Origin of the sequence: Burkholderia plantarii (assembly GCF_001411805.1) — a bacterium.
Taxonomy (GTDB): domain Bacteria; phylum Pseudomonadota; class Gammaproteobacteria; order Burkholderiales; family Burkholderiaceae; genus Burkholderia; species Burkholderia plantarii.
Map to the genome: position 1 here is coordinate 1,645,434 of NZ_CP007213.1, position 20,243 is coordinate 1,665,676.

A 20,243-nucleotide genomic window follows, 5' to 3' on the forward strand; every position below is an offset into this window, starting at 1 on the left:
GCCGATGTGATCGAGCAGCGCGTGCAGTTCATGCGCCACCGCGTGCGGCGCGAGCCCGCGGCCCTGGACTCCTGTTCCAAGTGTTCGATGCGATCGAGCGTGTCGTCGATGCTGGTGGAATCCATCGCTGGCAGGAAGGCCCAGACTGCCGCGGGGGCGCGGCGAAATCTTCCCTGCTCCGGGACCGAATGGTTCGCTGTGTGCCGTCAGGGGCTCCTCGGAAATAATAATCGGCGCTGCGCTGAATCCTTCGAGCTAAACGGCCGTCAGGCCTTCTTCCTCTCGGCGCCGAAGACGAACATGAGGATTACGCAAGGGTCGTCCGAGCGGTTGACCACGCCAGCCTTGCTCTCGGCACTTGCGATTCTTCCCATCTTCATTTAACCCGGACTCCTCAAAGTTGCGACCAGCCGCCATCGACCGGAATCTCGAGGCCGGTCGTGAAGGTCGCATCGAACGCGAGGAAGAGGACGGCCTTCGCGATTTCCTCCGGGGTCCCGAAGCGCTTCATCGGGATCATCCCGATCGTCTTCTCTCTGACTTGGGCGGCCGCATTCTTATCGGGAAACACTTTGTCGAGGATCGGCGTGTCGATGGGGCCAGGCGACACTGCGTTCACGCGGATTTCCCGCGGAAGCAGCTCGGTGGCGAGCACTCGGGCGAACGACCGCAGCGCAGCCTTGGCGCCCCCGTATGTGGCTTGGCCCGGCAGTCCCTTGACGTTGGCGACGGATGTCGTTAGGACAACTGAGCCTCCACGATTGATCAACGGGGCGAGCTTCTGGACCGCGAAAAACGGTCCCTTGGCGTTGAGGTTGAACATTTCGTCGTAGATGGCCTCCGTCACGCTATCGAGAGGCGTTGGAATACTGAAACCCGCGTTGACGAAAAGCAGGTCGAAGGTGCCGAATTCGCCCTTCACCCGAGTAGCGAGAGCGTCGATGTCAGTCAACGAACGCGCGTCGCTCGAAACCACGATGGCACTGCCGCCAAGTTCTTGCTCCGCCGATTCCAAGCCAGCCCGCGAGCGATCCGTCACGAGAACGCGCGCCCCTTCGTCAAGCAACATCTTCGCCGTTGCGAGCCCCATGCCGCTGGTGCCTCCGACGATCGCTGCCCGTTTTCCGCCATGCTTTTTCCTTCGCGACGCTGATTGGCAAGCAGGGTCCTTGACTGAGGCTTGACGGCCGCAAGCGCACGGTGCGCGCGACCCGAATCAGGTGATTGCACAACCATGATCGTTAACGCTGAAGGTGAATCGAAGCGGCGGAAATGATCGATACGGCACGCCGGCTACAGGCCGAACGGCCAGATCCGCTGCACGGTGCGATGCCAGATTTCCTGGCGATCCTCAAGAGGCATGAAGTCGAGATGATCGCGATAGAGCGCGATCGTCTGCGCATACGACAGGTGGGGCAGGCACACCGGATGATTGGTGTCCCACATCAGGCGCTTCGGTCCGAACGCGTCGGCGTACGCAAACGCCTGCTTCGACAGCGACCACAGGTGCGAGATCTTCACGAATACGTTCGGAAAGCGCGCCAGCGCGAGCAGGTCGCGAACCTGGTCGGTGCGTTCGGGCGGGGTGTCGGCCATGTGATCGATGACCACGGCGAGATCGGGATGGCGATGGATCAGCGCGGCGATCTGCGGCAGGCGGCCAGGCACGGTCAGCACGTTCATCGGCACCTTCAGCGCCTCGCAGCGCGCCCACAACGGCGTCATCAACGGGCCGCCGATCCAGTCGCTCTCGGCGCTCGCGAACGGGCTGATGCGCACGCCGCGAAAGCCCTGTCCGGTCAGCGCATCGACATGATCGGGCGCGCCGGATCGGCCGGATCGACACGCGCCACGCCGTGGAACCGGCCAGGATAACGCTTGAGCACGTCGGCCAGATAGCGGTTGTCCCAGCGATAGTGCATCACCTGGATCAGCACGGTGCGCGCGATGCTGTGCGCGTCCATCATCCGGATCAAGAGCTCGGCGCTCGCATTGACCTCGGCGGCACCAGCGCGCCGGCCGCGAACGGGTAGGCCGGATCCGGGGCCCAGAAACGCCGCCGGCGCGCCGGCGGCCACAGCGTGTCCGCGTGCCGTCGGCACAAGTTCGACGACGCGTCGATCGGTCGTGTCGCGCCGGCGTTGCAGGAAACCATCGCGCACCAGCCGATCGACCATGCAGGTGATGGCCTTGGGATCGACGCCGCACTGGCGCGAGATCTCGGCGGAGCAGACCAGTTCGGGCTGCGCGACCAGGACAGGACGCGCGCCTGCCGGGCCGTCACCTGCAGGGCGTCCCGCGTGCATCGCGTGGTGGTCTGGCGCAAGGCCAGGTCAGCGCGCAATAGCAGGCGGCCGAAGGAGTGAGTTTCGGCGCTGGCGCGTGAGCCGATTGCGGTTCGAGCGGTGTGCGCTATCGTGGATATGGATATCGTGAACGCGCTCGCGACTCAATCGCCTGGCTCGACAGGGCGCAGCAATAGGAAGGCGAGATCGACGACATGCTCGGCGCTCTGGCGCGGCGCGATGCTCGCCTGTTCCGCCAGGCTGCGGATGAAGAAGCCCATCAGGCTGGCGTGCGTGAAGGCCGCCAGTTGCGCGATATCCGCGCTGGCCGCGAGTTGTCCCTGCGCGCGCGCATCGGCCAGCGCGTCGGCGATACGCTGCTCGGCGGCCCGCCGCCCCGCATGCATCTTCTCCCAGAACTCTCGCGTCTCCTCGGATACTTCGCAGCGCGAATACACGATACTGTAGATGCGCCGCGCGACACCCTTCGACAACACCCGCGCGAGATGGCGGACCAGCGCTCTCCGCAACCGTTCGAGCGGATCAGGCTCCGGCGCGTGCCAAGCGATCAGGAACGGATCGACGGGCAGCCCCGCATGCTCGAGCATGGCCTCGAACAAGGCCGACTTGTTCCTGAAGTGCCCGTAGACGGCGCCGCGCGTGACGCCCGCCACGCCGGCGATATCGGCCAGCGAGGTGTGCGACAGGCCTTGCCGCAGGAACGCCTGGACTGCGGAGTCGAGGATCCTGGCGCGCGTGTGCATCGCCTGCTCCTGCGTACGCTTCATCGATTCCTCACGATTTCGGACGACATCAATGCGAATAGCTCGTCTGGGGAAACACTGATTAATATGCAATCGCGCGAGGTGGTCGGCGACGTTGGGGAGAATGGCCAAATACCGAAGCGAAGCGTCGCCCATTCGAAGAAGTTCCGTCCAGAGATCCGCCTTGTTTCTCGATTTCTCACACGCATGACGGACTTCTCCCATGAATCGATCGAAGCCGGTTTCATTTGTCGTTTCATCGTCGTGGGCTCGTTCCGTGAACTATCTTCCACGACGTTTTCGGCTGTGTCAGCGATGGCCGTCGAGCCGGATAAATCAGTGTCTCCGCAGCGCAATTAGTGAGGCCATTCCCCGAGATTGAAGCAGTCGAGATACATCAGGCAGTTCAAGCACATAGAGAATCGATTAGACGCCGCTGGCATGTAAATAGGTGATGCCACCGCAGACCTGGTGTCATCGCACAGCGCTTTGCTTCGGAAACCGTATCGCGATGATGAGCCCACCGCCCGCCGCGTTGGAAATATGCAGCGAACCGCCATGATGGCGAATGAGCCGACGCACGATGGCAAGGCCCAGACCGCTGTGTGCAGTGCCACCGCGTGCGGGGTCAAGTCGGACAAACGGGCGCAGTACGCGCTCGAGGTCAAGCTCGGACACGCCGGGCCCGTGGTCACGCACCACCAGTCCGTAATGCTCGTCACGCGCTACCGTGGTGATTTCCACCGGCGGCTCGCCGTAGGTCAGCGCATTTTCAACGAGGTTCGAGAGAATGCGATCGATATCGACGACGGGCAACATGAAGTCTGGCCCAGCGCGTAGATCGAGCCTCACGAGAGTATCGGATTCCGCTCCACCGCCAGGGTGGAGTGCCTCGGTGTAATTGAGGCGGCAGTATGAGTCTACACTCGTCTGCGAGGAGTCTTCAGGGCTTTCGCGGGCGAAGTCTAGAAACTGCGTAATGACGCGCGACATGGATTCCGTGTCGCGCAGAAAGCCCGCGCGATCACCGACATCGGCTAGCAGATCCGCACGCACCTGCATGCGTGTGAGCGGAGTGCGCAGGTCGTGTGCGATGCTCGCGAGCATCACGGCGCGTTCTCGTTCGGCCTCGGCCAATTCGCGCGTCATATCGTTGAAGTCGTCTATTAGCTCACGCACCTCGCGCGGTCCGCGCCTACGCACAACGCCCGCATGATGGCCCATGCGATGCTCGCGCGCCGCGGCAGCCAAGTCGTGCACCATCCCATTGAATCGCCAGGCGAGCACGATGGCGACCAAGATGGCAAACGCCAGTACCAAGACCAGCGCGCCCGTGAAGCGGTTCAGTGGCACCTCGGCTTGCGGCAGCACTATGCCGCGCATGCTTCCTGCGGGTAGAACGCGTAGCGTGCCGTCGCTATCTATTGCTACGTGGGTGCCCGCCGGAAGCAGGTGCCGAAGCTGTTGTTCGATGGACCCAATCGTATCTTTGCGGAAGCGCTGTGCCTCGGCGGCCGGTAGTTGCTTCAGATCCACGAACGAGATACCGAGGATGCTCGCTGCGGACCGTTCGCTTTCCACGACCCGCTCATTCATGTGAGCGGCCGCCTCCACGACACGCGAAATATGGAATGCGGCGATGCTCGCACGGGTTCGATCGATCAGCAGCAGCGACGTGATGTGAACCAGCACGAGAAGACCCACCGTAGTGATGACGAGCCGTCCGAACATCGAATCAAATGGATTCTTCATCGGCTGGGCTGTCCGGAACAAACATGTAGCCAACACCGCGCATGGTTTGCAGCCGTCTTGGATTGGATGGGTCGTCCTCGATCAGACGACGTAGGCGCCATACCGGCACGTCGATCCCGCGCTCCGTTATTTCGACATCTGGACCGTGAAGCAACTCTAGAAGCCGAGTACGCGAAAGCGTTTCCATGGGGTGCGAGGCCAGCACCTCAAGCAGCGCGTACTCACCCCCGGTGAGCTTCACCGGTAAGCCTTCGCATAGCAGCACGCGGGCCGAGAAATCCAGTTCGAAACGTCCGAATCGGCATGGGGCGCGTCTCTGTTGAACCACGGCAGTTTGCGGCGGTCCGTGGCGGCGCAGCACCGCGTGGATGCGCGCGAGCAATTCATGGGGCATGAATGGCTTGCCGAGATAGTCGTCTGCCCCAAGCTCCAGTCCCAGCACGCGGTCTACCCCTTCGGCGTGTGCGGTCAGCATGATGACCGGAATCGTGTCGCCTCGCGCGCGCAGTCGTTTGAGTGCGACGAGACCATCCACGTTCGGCATCATGATGTCCAGAACAATGATGGACGGCCGCTCGCGCTCCAGTCGCAATGTTAGGTTCGTAGCGTCATGCAGAACGGAAAATGCGACGCCGCGCTGCTGGAAAAACTTGCGCAGTAGGTCGCGTAGTTCAGCGTCGTCATCGACGAGCAGGACCTGCAAGGAGGAGTCGGGAAGGGCAGATGTGCACACGTCGGGTGTTCATGATTGTGTGAGAGCAGGTTAATGGTAGCGTGGAGTGGGCGCGACTGGCTTTCGAAAAATTAATGAGTTTTGCACCCACCTGAGATAAACAGCGCGCGCCTGCTGTTTTGCTTGCCGAAAGCACACCTTGCCTATTTCATTTTCTCGGCTCGTTACCGGATAGCTAGTTTTGGTAAGCACAAAAAAATGCGCCATCGGTAGCGTTACGCCTTGCCCATCACCGGTTCCACTGAGTTGCTGCGGACGAGCCCGGTGCCGTCCCGTTCTCGAATCGCTCGATGCCGCGATACCCAAACAGGTCAAAGATGAAGATGCCAATCCTCCCAAACCACATGCGCCGTCGCACGACGTGCACGCCGTGCCGGCTGTTTGCTGTACTCGCGATACTCGGCACTGCCGGCTGCAACAGGCAAATAGGAGCGTCGCCCGGTGGCTTAGCCGCTCAAGCCGCTCAGGTAGGCGTGGTCGTGCTTACGCCACATCGCATCGTCAAAACCGTCGAGCTTTCCGGCCGCCTTTCTTCGCATGAGGTATCCGACGTTCGACCGCAGGTGGGTGGCATCGTCCTTAAGCGCCTGTTCGTGGAGGGCAGCGACGTGAAGGCGGGCCAAGTGCTCTACCAGATCGATCCAGCCACCTACCAGGCTGCTTATGATCAGGCGCGCGGCACGCTCGAAAAAGCCCGCGCCACGCTCGCCTCGGCGAAGACGAAAGCGGACCGTTATACGGAACTCGTGAAAATCAACGCTGTGAGTAAGCAGGATTACGACGATGCCGTCGCCGTCGTCCGAGAAGACGCTGCCGACGTCACGGCCGACAAGGCGTCGCTCGAATCTGCACGCGTGAACCTCGACTACACACGTGTGCGGGCACCCATTTCCGGGCGCATCGGCGCATCTAGCGTAACCGAGGGGGCGCTCGTCACCTCCGATCAGACCACTGCGCTCGCCACCATCCAGGCGTTCGACCAGATGTACCTCGACGTCACGCGCTCCAGCACTGAGTGGCTGAAGCTGCGTAAGGCCTTCGCTTCCGGTCGCTTGAAGAAGACAGGAAGCGACAGCGCAGCCGTTACGCTCGTGATGGAAGACGGCACTGAATATACTCACCTCGGCACCCTGCAGTTTTCAGGCGTGACCGTGGATGCAACTACGAGTTCGGTTACACTGCGCAGCACATTTCCGAACCCCGAACGCGAATTGCTGCCCGGCATGTTCGTGCGCGCCCGTCTGCAAGAAGGCGAGAACGATAACGAGATACTTGTGCCACAGATGGCCGTGACGCGTGCATCGGACGGCAACGCGAGTGTCTATGTGGTGGATGCGGCAGGCAAGGCCCAGCAGGTGCAGGTGGTGGCTGACAACGCATTTCACGACCAATGGATCGTAACATCGGGTCTGCACACTGGCGACCGCGTGATCGTGAGCGGCCTGCAGAGCGTGAAAGCGGGCGCGCCGGTCAATGTGGTGGCCGAAACGCCGCAGACGCAGGCGAACACGGCACCCGCGACAGACACGGCCTCGACCGTGTTGGCGCGACGCTAGGCGGAGAATGGCATGGCAGAGTTCTTCATCAAGCGCCCCATTCTCGCGTGGGTCATGGCCATCGTCATCATGCTGGTGGGTGCGGCGGCGGTCACGAGTCTTCCCGTTGCGCAATACCCCACCATCGCGCCCCCCTCAGTGCAGGTGACGGCCACCTATCCCGGCGCCTCTGCCGACACCGTCGCAGCAACCGTGACTCAGGTGATCGAACAGAAGCTGAGCGGCATCGACAATGTGTTGTATATGTCGTCCACTAGCAGTTCCGCCGGGCAGACCACCATCACGCTGACATTTAATCCCGGTACTAATCCCGACATCGCACAGGTGCAGGTGCAGAATAAAGTGACACAGGCCACGCCTACCTTGCCCGAAACTGTGCAGGAACAAGGCGTGCAGGTGGCGAAGGCGTCGACGAACTTTCTCATGATCGTCGCGCTGTCGTCGCCGGGCGGCACCTGGAATTCCGTGGATCTTGGCAACATCATCGCGACCCGGATTGAAGACCCGCTCGCGCAGTTGAACGGCGTTGGCGACGTGACGCTGTTTGGCGCGCAGCACGCCATGCGCGTCTGGCTTAACCCGGTGAAGCTACACAGCTTCGGACTCACGACCTCGGACGTGACCACAGCTATCACTAACCAGAACGTCGAGCTTTCCGCCGGGCAGGTTGGTGGCTCGCCAGCAACCGATTCGCAGGCCATCAACGCGACCATTCGCTCGTCAAGTCTCCTTACTACCGCCGACCAGTTCGCTAACATCCTGCTGCGCGTGAACAGCGATGGTTCGCGCGTGCTACTCAGGGACGTGGCGCGCGTGGAGGTAGGCGGCGACAGCTACGACACCTCGTCGCGTCTGAACGGCAAGCCGGCATCCGCGCTCGCCATCAAGCTCGCCACCGGCGCTAACGCGTTGGACGCAGCCAAAGCCGTTCGCGCGAAGCTCGCCGAAATCCAGCCGCAATTGCCGAAGGACGTAGCGATCAGTTACCCGTACGACACCACGCCGTTCGTGCGTATCTCGATAGAAGAGGTGGTGAAGACGCTGTTCGAAGCCGTGATGCTGGTCTTTCTCGTGATGTACCTGTTCCTGCAGAACGTGCGCGCCACGCTGATTCCCACCATCGTGGTGCCCGTTGCGCTGCTCGGCACGTTCGGCGTGATGTCGATGATCGGTTTTTCGATCAACGTGCTCTCCATGTTCGCGATGGTGCTCGCCATTGGCCTGCTCGTCGACGACGCCATCGTGGTGGTGGAAAACGTCGAGCGCATTATGAGCGAGGAGAAGCTCAACCCGAAGGAGGCCACCCACAAGGCGATGGGGCAGATTACCGGCGCGCTGATCGGCGTGACCACTGTGCTCACTGCCGTCTTTATTCCGATGGCGTTCTTCTCAGGCTCCACGGGTGCAATCTACCGGCAGTTCTCCATCACCGTCGTCTCGGCAATGCTGCTGTCGGTCATGCTCGCGCTCACGCTCACGCCAGCGCTGTGTGCCACCCTGCTCAAGCCCACTGACGTGGAGCACCATGAAAAGCGCGGATTCTTTGGGTGGTTCAACCGGTGGTTCGCAAAGAGCAATGCTGGCTACCGCTCCTCGCTCGCGCGCGTGGTCGCGCGGCCCGCGCGCTATATGCTCTTCTACGGCGTGATTGCTGGTGTCGCGGCACTACTTTACGTCACATTGCCTTCTTCGTTCCTGCCTGACGAAGATCAGGGTTACTTCATCGTGTCGATTAGCGCGCCTGCGGGAACGCCGAGCTCGCATACGCTGAAGACGGTGGAAGCGTTGGAGCAGTATGTGTTGAAAGACGAGCCGGGCGTCAAGCAAGTGATCGCTATCAATGGCTTCAGCTTCAACGGGGAAGGACAAAACAACGCCATTGCGTTCGTCGGTCTCAAGGACTGGAGCCAACGGGGTGCCCGTGACAGCGCGCAGGCCATCATCGCGCGCGCCAACCAACATTTCGCCGGCAATCGAGAAGCGCGTATCTTCGTGCTGAATCCGCCCGCCATTCAGGAATTAGGTACACAAAGCGGTCTTGACTTTGAGATAGAAGACCGCGGCGGTGCGGGCCACGACGCGCTGCTCGCGGTACGAAACCAGTTTCTCGGCATGGCATTGAAGGAGCCGACGCTCTCGATGGTGCGCCCATCCGGTCTTGAAGATACGCCGCAATTGCAGGTGGATATTGATCGAGAAAAAGCCAACGCGTTGGGGCTGTCCATCTCCGACATCAACGATACGCTGCAGACCGCGTTCGGTTCGTCTTACGTAAACAACTACATCGACACGGGGCGCGTGCAGAAGGTCTATGTGCAGTCGGACGCACCGTATCGCATGATGCCTGACGACCTTGGGGACTGGTATGTGAAGGCAAGCAGCAGTTCGTCGGGCTCGCCCAGCTCATCGAGTTCGTCGTCTTCATCGATTTCGAGCACCACCACGAGCACGACGGGCTACGACTCCACGATGGTGCCATTTTCGGCGTTCTCAAAAAGCCATTGGACGTTCGGGCCACCGCAGATCGAACGCTACAACCGGCAGCTCGCCATGGGCATTTCGGCCGCCACGCAACCTGGCGTGAGCACCGGCGAGGCCATGAATGCTGTCGAGCAACTCGCACACAAAATGCCGCCCGGCTTCGCTCTGGAATGGACAGGTCAGTCCTACCAGGAGAAGCAAGCCGGCTCCCAGGCCACGACGCTCTATGCGATATCTCTCGTCGTCGTGTTCCTGTGCCTTGCAGGTCTCTACGAAAGCTGGTCGATTCCGATCGCGGTGTTGCTCGTCGTGCCACTCGGTGTATTGGGAGCGCTGCTTGCCGCTCATGGGCGTGGACTTTCAAACGATATCTACTTCAAGGTTGGACTGCTGACTACCATCGGGCTTTCCACGAAGAACGCTATTCTTATCGTCGAATTCGCGAAGGATCTGCAGGCGCAGGGGCAAAGCCTCGTGTACGCCGTGCTCGAAGCAGCTCACATGAGGCTTCGGCCCATTCTCATGACGTCGCTCGCGTTCGTGTTCGGCGTGCTTCCGCTCGTCATCAGCACGGGTGCAGGTGCTGGCGCGCGCCACGCCATCGGCACGGGCGTGGCGGGAGGAATGATCGCAGCCACAGTGCTCGCCATCTTCTTCGTGCCGGTCTTCTTTGTCGTGGTGCGTAGGCTGTTCAAGGAACATGGCCACACCACGGAGTTCGCTGACACCAACGAGGGCAACGCATGAAACGCACACTGATCGCCCTTCTTTGCGCCGGCGTGCTAGCAGGCTGCACACTGGACCCGACATATCATCGGCCGCCCGCGCCCGTCGACAGAACCTGGTCCACCGCGCCCGCGCCGGCGCAGCAGAAGGTCTCACCGAATACGGCTCCGGCGCCACTGGCTGCCGAGATCGGCTGGCGCGACTTCTTTAGAGACGCACGCCTGCAAAAGCTGATTGAGATCGCGCTCGCAAACAACCGCGACATGCGTATCGCCGCGCTCAACGTAGCACAGTATGAAGCGCAGTACCGCATCGCACGTGCCAACCTCGCGCCTACCATCAGCGCATCCGGCTCGGTCACGCGCGAGCGCGCGGAAGGGGCCACGAGCGCATACAGCTCAAGCAGCGCGAGCGTGGGGCTTACGTCGTGGGAAATCGACTTCTTCGGCCGACTGCGCAGCCTGAAGCATCAGGCGCTGGAGCAATACCTCGCCACGGACGCGGCATGCACGAGCACGCAGATCAGCCTGATCGCGACGGTTGCCACGGATTATCTCCAATTGCTTTCCGACGAGGCGTCGTTGCAGATCACGCTGGACACCGTGGATGCCGACCACCACAGCTACGATCTCACGGTAAGCATGATGAAGATGGGTAGCGCGTCGCTTCAGGACGTGCGCCAGTCCGAGAACTCACTTGCCAGCGCGCGATCGAGCCTGGCTTCGTACACGCGTGCAGTGGCGCAGGACCGTAACAACCTAGCGGCCGAAATTGGCGGGCCGTTGCCCGACGATATGCCGCAAGGCTACTCGCTGATGGAAAGCGACAACATATTCGCGGACATCGGCGCGGGCGTGCCGTCGGATCTGCTCACGCGCCGGCCCGACATTGTCGAAGCGGAGCACACGCTGAAGGCCGCCAACGCGAACATCGGCGCGGCGCGCGCCGCGTTCTTTCCGAAGATCGAGCTGACGGCTTCCGCAGGTACCACGAGCAGCAGTCTCTCGAATCTGTTCAAGGCGGGTACGGGAGCCTGGATGTTCGAGCCGTCCATTTCGGTGCCCATCTTCGACTTTGGCTACAACCGCGCCACGCTCGATGTAGCGAAGATCGAGAAGGACATCGACATCGCCAACTACGAAAAGACCATCCAGACGGCGTTCAAGGAAGTGTCGAATGCGCTCGCCGGACGCACGACGTACGTCACGCAGGTGGCTGCGGACCGCGACTACGTGAACTCTGCGCAGCAGTACTACGACCTCGCACAGGCACGCTACCGTAGCGGCACCGATAGCTTCTTGACGCTGCTCGACGCGCAGCGCACGTTCTATACCGCGCAACAGCAACTGGTCACAGACACGCTTGCTAAGCAGTCGAACCTTATCACGCTGTACAAAGTGTTGGGTGGCGGATGGTCGGAGACGAGTGTGATGGCGCTGCGGTAGCGGGAGAGGTGGCCGCGCAAATTCGGACAGTCGGGTAAGTGGAAAGCCCGGGGCCTGAGCCAGCGATAATGTGTAGAAGTCGCGACCCGATCTGACAGTTACCCGTTCCGACGGTGCGTGACTGTCAGATCAGATTCAGGTGGCTCACTTTCTCCTTCCACACCTCCTTGCCCGCGATGAGCGTTTGCACAGGCGTGCGACCACGACACATCTTACCTTGATGGGTCCGCTCGCCGTTGTAGTACGCCAGCCAGGCATCGAGATCGGCCTGCAGCTCCGACAGCGTCCAGATACAGCTTGCGGCGGAACGCGACCTGATAAAACTCCTGCAGGATGGTTTTGTGGAACTGCTCGCAGATGCCATTCGTCTGCGGATGTCGCGCCTTGGTTCTGGTGTGCTCGATGTCGTTCAGCGCCAGGTACAGTTGATAATCGTGCGATTCCGGCTTGCCGCAATACTCCGTGCCTCGATCGGTCAGCATACGCATACACCCATGCCGTGCTCCTCGAAGAACGGCAGCACCCGGTCATTGAGCAGATCGGCCGCCGTGATCGGCGTCTTGGAGGTGTACAGCTTGGCCATGGCCACTTTGCTGTACGTGTCGACGAAAGTCTGCTGGTAGATCCGGCCTACGCCCTTGATCGTGCCCACCTAGAACGTGTCTTGCGAGCCCAGATAGCCGGGATGAGCGGTTTCGATTTCGCCATGAGCCACATCGTCGTCCTGCTTTCTTTCCAGCGCGGCCACCTGGTCCTCGCTCAGCACGACGCCTTTTTCAGCGACCTGCTTCTCCAGCGCCACGAGCCTCAGCTTGAAGGACGACAACGCGTGACGCAGCCGGATCGAACGAACCCCGGATGCAGACACGAAAATGCCGCGCCGGCGTAATTCGTTGCTGACCCGAACCTGCCCGTGGGCGGGCTGCTCCATGGCATAGGCCAGCACGGCGGTTTCCCTAGCTTCATCGACGCGATTCTTGGGATTCGGTTTGCGCCGATTGCTGCCGAACAGGGCATCGACGCCGCCCTCGGCCACGGCGTCCTGATAGCGGTAGAACGTATCGCGCGACACGCCCATCACCTTGCAGGCTTTCGAAACGTTCCCGAGCTCGGTGGCCAGATTCAGCAGACCGATCTTGTGGCGGATGACATTTTGGTTGAGACTACTCACGGGTGACTCCTTGGCGCTTGCACGCTGTTTTGATGAAGATTCGCACCTCTATCAAAACGGGTAACCCCACCTCCTGGCAAGGCCCTACTGTCAGATCAAGTCTGAACTTCTACACCTTAAGGCCGGAAATCTCCAAGTCTAGGCGCTCGGCTAGTCGGGGGGAGGTCAGTCATCTCTGCGAGCATCATGACGTTCTTCATCCATCTTTGCGACAGCCATTTTCAGTAGCGAACGTAGCCAGGTTAGCCCGGGGTCCGAGGTCCGATGCTTGTGCCATTGCATCGCCTGCTCCAGCGTCGGTACCGGTACTGGTACTTCGCGCAACACGATCGGCAGACTGCGCGCAGCCTCTTCGGCTAGCCGCCGATGCATAGTGGCAATCCGGCTCGTGCCGGCCAGCAGGTGAGCCGGTGACACGAAGCTGTACGTGCTTGCCTCGACGCGTCTTACGAGGCCGAGTCGCTGCATGAACCAGTCTTCGATTGTTGTCTGTGCGTCGCCTACCTGCACGACGACGTGCCCGGCAGCCATGTAGCGCTCGCTCGTCATCTCGCCTTTCGAGAGGGGGCTGTGGCTCCATACGGCACAGCAGTAAGTTTCCTCGAGCAGCAACTCGGCTGGATGCTCAGTCGAGCAATACTCCTTGGGGATGATCAGTAGATCCGCTTCACCGCGCTCCAGTACGCGGTGCGGATAGGCGACCTGCGGATGTAAATCGAATCGGATGCCGGGTGCTTCCTTGTAAGCGAGCGCGAACAGATGCGGCATTAGTGTCGTCATCGTATAGTCCGAGACGAATAGGCGAAACAAACGATTCTCTTGCGCCGGCACGAATTCGGGCCGGGCCGCCACGGTTGCATCGACGCGCACGAGAATGTCGCGCACGGCATCTTTGAGTGCCTCGGCACGCGGCGTCGTCTCCATTTTACGGCCGACCTGTACGAGCAGTTCGTCGTGGAAGTATTCGCGCAACCGTGACAGCGCGTTGCTCATCGCTGACTGGCTCAGATGAATTTTTTCGGCCGCTCGGCTGATGCTTTGTTCGCTCAAGAGAGCGTCGAGTGCCACGAGCAAGTTGAGGTCGAGCTTGTTGAACCGCATACGTGCTATCTCCATTCTCCCAATCGCCGCCACATTACCGAGACCGCATGCGATATCAGGGTTTAACCTCAAAGTATTGACGCCGTCGATATCGGCAATGGATCGAATCCATTTTTAGGCTACGTTGGCCTATCTTAACCTAGCCACATCTCGAAGCGACGTCAGCTGACGCTTCGCATCGGGAGGCCGGCGTCAGGGGCATTTTCGGATCGAACGAACCGCTTTACCTCGACCGTCTGCACCACGCTTTCCGCTATTAAAAGAGATTCCAGACGGCGCAAACGTGCCCCTAGGAAGAGGAGACAGCATGTCCATGAAACTGATCGCAGCCATTGCCGGGTGCGGTGTGTTGGCTATGGGTTCGATGAACGAAGCACGGGCGTTCGAAGGCGGCGTTTCGCCGTATGCGGCCGGCGCGGTGGGTACGAATATCGCCAATATGCCGCCAATCCCCGGCCTGTTCGCACTGGAACAATACAACTACAGCTTTGCGAACGGGCTCTATGGCAATGACGGCAGGAAACTGCCGACTCCATTCCATACATCGGTGTTTTCGGCAACTACTCGCCTGCTGGCGGCGTATCCATTCCACCTCCTCGGCGCAAACGTCTATACGCAGTTGGTCATCCCCGTTGTGTCTTTGCACAGCACTGTCTACGGGCAGTCGAGCACACAAAATGGTCTTTCCAACATAACGCTGACGCCTGTGTTGCTGCAATGGAATCTCTCACCGAACCTGGCGGTTGCGTCGGGCATCGATGTCGCATTCGCGACAGGCTCCTATAGCCCGGTCAAGTCGAGCGTCGCGGTGGGCTACACCTCGGTACAGCCGTTGATCGCGATTCGCTATAACGTTCCCAACGGAATCGACGTCGCACTCGCGAACCGCATCCTGCTCAATCGAAGGAATGACACGACAGACTACAGGTCGGGCGACGGTTACGTTGCCGAGTTCAACGCTGGCTGGAACTTCGGTCCGTGGAAGCTCGGCGTTGTCGGCGCATACCTCAACCAGTTAGGCGACGACAAGGCTGGCAGCGCGAACGTGGGCAATCGAATGCGGACCTTTGGCATGGGGCCGTCGGTCGTGTACGACGCCAGAAGCTGGAGCATCAACCTCAATTATCAACAAGGCATCTATGCCGCAAACACGGCCAAGAGCAGCAACGTCTGGCTGAACATCGCCATCCCGTTGTGGGCAGGTTTTGGGCGCGAGGGCTGAGCATCGTCTCGAGGGCCGGACCGCGTGCGGCACCCAGGTCATGAGCACCGTCATCGAGCAATACGCAATTTCAATCGAGGCAATCAGTATGTTCCGATACTTTCCTACCAACTACGTCTGGAATCTGTCCGTCAATCTCGCCATCGAAATGGGCGCGCGCATCGGTGAAATCGAGGAAATGTGCGAACCGCTCAAGGAAGCAGCGAAGCAGCCAGACACTGACGGCACGCGCGCGTTTCGCGAAGCATGGGTCGAGAAGGCCGACAGTCTTTGTGACCTGGCGCAGGAAGACGAGGCCCTAGGGCGGCTGCTGTCAGCAGGCGAGAAATTCAAGCGTGCCGCAATCTATCTGATCACGGCAGAACGCATGCTCGCACACGATGCCCCGGGGCGCATGGAGCTCTACCGACGCTCGCTCGATACCTTCGACAGGAGCATCGCACTTTCCGGCGACGACTGCGAGCGCGTCGTTATTCCCTACCACGATAAACATCTGTCCGCACTCCTTGTGAAGGCGAAGAATACCGGCGCGCGTAGTCCACTGCTGGTGCAGGTGAACGGGCTTGATTCGACGAAGGAAATGAAGTACCTCGTGGGCTTGCCGGCGTGGCTTGCGGCGCGCGGTGTATCGTCATTGATCGTCGACCAACCCGGCACCGGCGAAGCCTTGCGGATGCACGGCCTGCACGCGGTATACAACTCGGAGGCCTGGGCGAGCAAGATTGTCGACTGGCTCGAAGATCGGGACGATATCGATCCGAAGCGGATCGGTATGGAAGGCGTGTCGCTTGGCGGCTACTACTGCCCACGCGCGGTCGCCTTCGAGCCGCGCTTCGCCTGCGGGGTAGTGTGGGGCGCGAATCACGACTGGCGCGACGTCCAGAAGAAACGTCTGCAGCGCGAGGGTAACTTCCCGGTACCGCATTACTGGGAGCACGTCTGCTGGGTCTGGGGCGCGAAGGATATCGACGATTTCATGCGTATCGCCGAAAACGTGCATCTCGACGGTGTGCTCGATCGTATCAAGGTGCCGTTCCTCGTCACGCATGGCTCGAAGGATTCGCAGATCCCGGTAACCTGGGCTCATCGAACTTACGAGCAACTCGTAAATAGCGCCAAGCGTGAGCTCAAGATCTTCACCGAGCGTGAGGGTGGCGTCCAGCATTCGAGCTTCGACAACTCGATCAACGCAGGGCATTTCATCGCCGATTGGATCGCCGAGACGCTCGGCGGACGCACCTCGCTCTGACTCATTGGTCAATCTTAAGAACGCACATCTCATGAATATCATCGGACCCGATACGCTGGTCTTCGGCGTGGACGACGTCGCCGCCTGCAACGAATATCTGCTTGACTACGGCCTGCTGCCGGCGCGAAGCGAAGGCGCTGGCAGCCGATTCGAGGCGCTCGACGGAACTGGCATTGAAATCGTGCCCCGCGACGACCCGGCGTTGCCGCCTGCGCTCGGCACCGCAAGCATGTTGCGCAAGACGATTTACGGCGTCGCCGATGCCGCGACGGTCGACGCCATCGCGCAGGAGCTGCGCCGCGATCGCGAAGTGCGCAAGGTTACAGACGGATCGATTGAATCGCTCGATGACATGGGCTTCGCGATCGGCTTCCAAGTCACCACGCGCCGCTCGCTTTCCCTGCCCGCCGAGCCCGTGAATGCACCGGGCGCGCCCGCGAAACGCGCGCCGAACGTCGTGGCCGTGAGCGACGATGCCGTGCTTACCCCGCGCACGCTCTCGCATGTCGTCTATTTTGTGCCGGATGTCGCCAAAGCCGAAGCGTTCTATGTGGAGCGTCTTGGCTTTCGCTGTACCGACCGATTCACGGGCGTCGGGCCGTTCCTGCAGCCTGCCGGCACGCTTGATCATCACACGCTATTCATGATTCAGACACCGCCGTTCATGAAAGGCTGCGAGCATTTCACGTTCCATATGGGCGGACCGACCGAGGTTCTGCAGGCAGGTACGCGATTCGTCGCGAGGGGCTATCAGTCGTTCTGGGGGCCGGGGCGTCATCGTTTCGGCTCGAACTGGTTCTGGTATTTCAACAGCCCGCTCGGCTGTCACGTCGAGTACGACGCCGATATGGATTTGCACGACGAGGCATGGAACGCGCGCGAGGCACCGATGGGCGCTGACGCATCGCAGCTGTTCCTGTTTCAGCATCGCGAGAAGTGGGTGCCGGGCGGTCCTCCCCCTCAGGCGGCGGCGAAGTCGGATTGACGGCGAGCACCGTGCTGCCATGACCAGTACATATTCCGATCGCATTCATCTTGCAAACGTCGACGATCTGCCCGATCCCGGCGCGCGTGGATTCGACCCCTACGAGGAGGGATGCGATACGCTTTTTGTCGTCCGATGCGGCGCGCAGGTTCGTGCATATCGTGACGCGTGTCCACACTTTTTCGGCGTAACACAGATGGCTTGGCGCAAGGACGCCTACCTGAACGGTGATGGCACTCGCATCGTCTGCCACGCGCACGGTGCGCAGTTCGACATCGCAAGCGGCGAATGCGTGCTCGGCCCGTGCCTCGGCCAGCGGCTGACGTCCGTCGAGATCGACGTGACGGACGACGGTGCCATCATGCTGACCGCGACATGACATACCAACACCCACAACAGATATATCAAGGAGACACCCGGATGGTAGCCCCTCTTCACTCCGTCCTCGTCATCGGCGGAGGCTTTTCCGGTATGGCGACGGCAATCCAGTGTGCGAAGCTCGGCCTCACGGTCGACCTCGTCGAGATCGACCAGGGCTGGCGCTCGTACGGCGCCGGCATCAGCATCGGGGGGCCCACGTTGCGCGCGCTGCGCACGATCGGCGTGCTTGATGCCTTTTTCGAACGAGGCCACGGCGGGGACGGCGTGAATCTGTTCACAGCCGGCGGCCAACTTATTGGCACGCTGCCGACGCCGCGAGTGGCCGGCGAGGACGTTCCCGGCGGCGGTGCGATCATGCGCCCGGCACTGGCCGATATTCTCGCCAAGGCTACACGCGCCGCAGGCGTACATGTGCGGCTCGGCTGTACGTTCTCGCAGATCCAGCCAGGCGACGAGCAAGTACACGTTGCGTTCACCGACGGCACGCACGGAACCTACGACCTCGTGGTCGGTGCCGACGGACTCTATTCGAAGGTGCGCGCCGCTGCGTTTCCCGATGCGCCAAAGCCGCGCTATACGGGCCAAGGCGTGTGGCGTGCGGTGGTGCCGCGGCCGGCGGAGATCGCTTGTGCAACGATGTGGTTGGGACAGAAGATCAAGGCGGGTGTCAATCCGGTCTCCCTGGACGAAATGTACGTCTTCGTCACCGAGGACAGACCGACCAACGATCACATCGATCCTGCCGAATGGCCACGCATGCTGTCCGAGTTGCTGGCCTCGTTCGACGTGCCGCTGATCAAGTCCATCCGCGCGCAGATCGGCGCCGAATCGCGCGTCAACTACCGTCCGCTGGAAAGCCTGCTGCTGCCCACCCCCTGGTTCAGCGGACGGGTGGTGCTCGTCGGTGATGCGGTGCATGCCACCACGCCACATTTGGCCGCGGGTGCGGGTATCGGCATCGAGGATGCGATCGTGCTTGCTGAAGAACTGGGGCGGGGCGTGACGGTGGAAGCGGCCTTGCAGGGATTTCAGGCGCGCCGCTGGGAGCGCTGCCGCATGGTGGTGGAAAACTCGGGGCGTCTCGGCGAAATCGAGATCGTCGGTGGCGACAAAGACGAGCACAAGCGCATCATGCACGAGACACACATGAGTCTCGGTCGGCCGATCTGATACAAAGCGGAGACACGATGGAAACGAACCTTTCCCACACGGCGTCGGCAAGCGACGATCTTTCGATATCGACCGACACGACGCGGCTTGGCCCGTTCGGTGCCATCGCGTTGATGTTCGCGCATTGCGCTGGCATGGTCGACCTGGTGGCCTTACCGGTCTGGGTCGGCACATTGATCGGCGCGTATCGGCTGGACCCCCAGAAGGCAGGCCTGCTCGCCACGCTTTTCCTGGCCGGTGCCGTTCTGAGCAGCCTCCTTTTCTCGCCACGCTTGAATCGCCTGCCGGCGCGCGCGATGTCGACCGCAGGCTTCGGCATCGCGGCGTTCGCGTTTTTCGGAATGACGTCGGTGCCGGTCGATCGCTATCTGGCGATGGCGGCCCTGCATGCAGTCGCGGGCATCGCCGTCGGGTGCGGCCTTAGCTTCACGCACGGCACCGTCGGACGCAGCCGCAACCCGCATCGCCTGTTCGCGATCGCCGGCCTCACGCTGGGCATCTTTTCGATCGCGTTTCTCGGCACCGTGCCGGGGCTGATCGCAACGCATGGCGGCCCGATTCTGTTTCGCGTGTTCGCCGGTGTGATGGCCGTCGCAGCGATCGCGTGCGCGCTTGCATTTCCATCGATTCACGCGTTCCGTAGCGCGGCGACTGGCGCTGAGCCTCGCTTCGAGCGTGTCGTCTGGTTTGGCATGGTGGGCGTCGGCTGCATGGCACTGACGCAGTCTATGCTGTTCAGCTTCGTCCAGCGTATCGGACTCGATCGTGGCTTCGGATTCGGTGCCGTGACCGGGACGCTGATCACGCTCGGCTTCGTCAACCTGTTTTCCGCGCCCGTCGCGGGGCTGCTGGAAACGCGCATGCCGGGCCGCCAGGTCGTGCGGGCAGGTCCCCTTGTGCAAGCCGCACTCGCGCTGGTCATCACGCAAAGCGCGGCGTTCGTCCCATACGCGGCGGCGACTTCTGTATTTGCTGCGGTGATGATGTTCACCCATACCTTTGCCTTCGGCATGCTGGCGCGCATCGACCGAACAGGCCGCGCCGTTGCCGCGACACCGGCCATGTTGATGACGGGCGCCGCCATTGGCCCCCTGCTCGGCGGCACGCTCGTCAAGCAGTCCGGCTACGGCAGCCTCGGGATCGCTGCGATGCTGATCACTGCCGCCGCGGTGATCTGCTTCTCGCAGTTCGACCGTGGTCCCCAACCCCAAGGAGTCTGAAC

General features: G+C 61.3%; 17 protein-coding genes and 1 pseudogene. 10 read left to right on the plus strand and 8 right to left on the minus strand.

The features are described from left to right. The first annotated feature begins 6 nt into the window (after positions 1-6). Positions 7-384, plus strand: coding sequence for a hypothetical protein (locus bpln_RS36075; protein WP_148654153.1), 378 nt, complete (start codon positions 7-9; stop codon positions 382-384). A gap of 10 nt (positions 385-394) precedes the next feature. On the opposite strand, the gene bpln_RS24285 is transcribed toward bpln_RS36075, so the two are convergent. The 6 genes from bpln_RS24285 to bpln_RS24310 form a co-directional block, all read right to left on the minus strand. Continuing rightward, positions 395-1,111: an SDR family oxidoreductase gene (locus bpln_RS24285; protein WP_055140233.1), complete on the minus strand. Its 717-nt coding sequence runs from the start codon at positions 1,109-1,111 to the stop codon at positions 395-397. Positions 1,112-1,293: 182 nt separating this feature from the next. Continuing rightward, entirely contained in the window at positions 1,294-1,779 is a 486-nt protein-coding gene (locus bpln_RS36825) for an amidohydrolase family protein (protein WP_055140234.1), read from the minus strand. A gap of 20 nt (positions 1,780-1,799) precedes the next feature. After that, positions 1,800-2,306 carry a MarR family transcriptional regulator gene (locus tag bpln_RS37465; RefSeq protein WP_055140235.1) on the minus strand — a complete coding sequence of 169 codons (507 nt, stop codon included), beginning with the start codon at positions 2,304-2,306 and terminating at the stop codon, positions 1,800-1,802. Between the two features lie 143 nt (positions 2,307-2,449). Next, on the minus strand, positions 2,450-3,205 hold the full coding sequence (locus tag bpln_RS24300) for a TetR family transcriptional regulator (protein WP_209444941.1): 756 nt from the start codon (positions 3,203-3,205) through the stop codon (positions 2,450-2,452). Positions 3,206-3,523: 318 nt separating this feature from the next. Beyond that, a complete protein-coding gene (locus bpln_RS24305; protein ID WP_055140237.1) occupies positions 3,524-4,801 on the minus strand; it encodes an ATP-binding protein in 1,278 nt (425 codons plus the stop codon). Beyond that, a complete protein-coding gene (locus tag bpln_RS24310) occupies positions 4,785-5,534 on the minus strand; it encodes a response regulator (protein WP_042627784.1) in 750 nt (249 codons plus the stop codon). Before bpln_RS24310 ends, bpln_RS24305 begins: the two co-directional genes overlap by 17 nt. A gap of 317 nt (positions 5,535-5,851) precedes the next feature. Between bpln_RS24310 and bpln_RS24315 the strand changes: the two genes are divergently transcribed. Genes bpln_RS24315 through bpln_RS24325 form a run of 3 tightly spaced genes read left to right on the plus strand, consistent with a single transcriptional unit; the run spans position 5,852 to position 11,742 of the window. Further along, complete coding sequence (locus tag bpln_RS24315) at positions 5,852-7,090, plus strand: efflux RND transporter periplasmic adaptor subunit (RefSeq protein ID WP_042627785.1); 1,239 nt, start codon at positions 5,852-5,854, stop codon at positions 7,088-7,090. A 12-nt stretch (positions 7,091-7,102) separates the two neighbouring features. Further along, complete coding sequence (locus tag bpln_RS24320) at positions 7,103-10,318, plus strand: efflux RND transporter permease subunit (RefSeq protein ID WP_055140238.1); 3,216 nt, start codon at positions 7,103-7,105, stop codon at positions 10,316-10,318. After that, entirely contained in the window at positions 10,315-11,742 is a 1,428-nt protein-coding gene (locus tag bpln_RS24325) for an efflux transporter outer membrane subunit (protein ID WP_055140239.1), read from the plus strand. Before bpln_RS24320 ends, bpln_RS24325 begins: the two co-directional genes overlap by 4 nt. A 124-nt stretch (positions 11,743-11,866) precedes the next feature. On the opposite strand, the pseudogene bpln_RS24330 reads toward bpln_RS24325, so the two are convergent. After that, positions 11,867-12,913: pseudogene (locus bpln_RS24330) on the minus strand (IS481 family transposase). A gap of 165 nt (positions 12,914-13,078) precedes the next feature. Continuing rightward, a complete protein-coding gene (locus tag bpln_RS24335; protein ID WP_042629390.1) occupies positions 13,079-14,014 on the minus strand; it encodes a LysR family transcriptional regulator in 936 nt (311 codons plus the stop codon). A 307-nt stretch (positions 14,015-14,321) separates the two neighbouring features. Here bpln_RS24335 and bpln_RS24340 point away from each other — a divergent pair, with 307 nt between their 5' ends. The 6 genes from bpln_RS24340 (at position 14,322) to bpln_RS24365 (ending at position 20,241) form a co-directional block, all read left to right on the plus strand. Beyond that, positions 14,322-15,236, plus strand: a complete 915-nt coding sequence (locus bpln_RS24340; RefSeq protein WP_042627788.1) for a SphA family protein — start codon at positions 14,322-14,324, stop codon at positions 15,234-15,236. Between the two features lie 88 nt (positions 15,237-15,324). Then, positions 15,325-16,485: an alpha/beta hydrolase family protein gene (locus bpln_RS24345; protein ID WP_055140240.1), complete on the plus strand. Its 1,161-nt coding sequence runs from the start codon at positions 15,325-15,327 to the stop codon at positions 16,483-16,485. A gap of 31 nt (positions 16,486-16,516) precedes the next feature. Then, positions 16,517-17,470 carry a VOC family protein gene (locus bpln_RS24350; protein WP_055140241.1) on the plus strand — a complete coding sequence of 318 codons (954 nt, stop codon included), beginning with the start codon at positions 16,517-16,519 and terminating at the stop codon, positions 17,468-17,470. A 19-nt stretch (positions 17,471-17,489) separates the two neighbouring features. After that, positions 17,490-17,849, plus strand: coding sequence for a Rieske (2Fe-2S) protein (locus bpln_RS24355; protein WP_055140242.1), 360 nt, complete (start codon positions 17,490-17,492; stop codon positions 17,847-17,849). A gap of 41 nt (positions 17,850-17,890) precedes the next feature. Then, a complete protein-coding gene (locus bpln_RS24360) occupies positions 17,891-19,021 on the plus strand; it encodes an FAD-dependent oxidoreductase (RefSeq protein ID WP_055140243.1) in 1,131 nt (376 codons plus the stop codon). Positions 19,022-19,038: 17 nt separating this feature from the next. After that, entirely contained in the window at positions 19,039-20,241 is a 1,203-nt protein-coding gene (locus bpln_RS24365; protein ID WP_082465421.1) for an MFS transporter, read from the plus strand. Positions 20,242-20,243 lie beyond the last annotated feature (2 nt).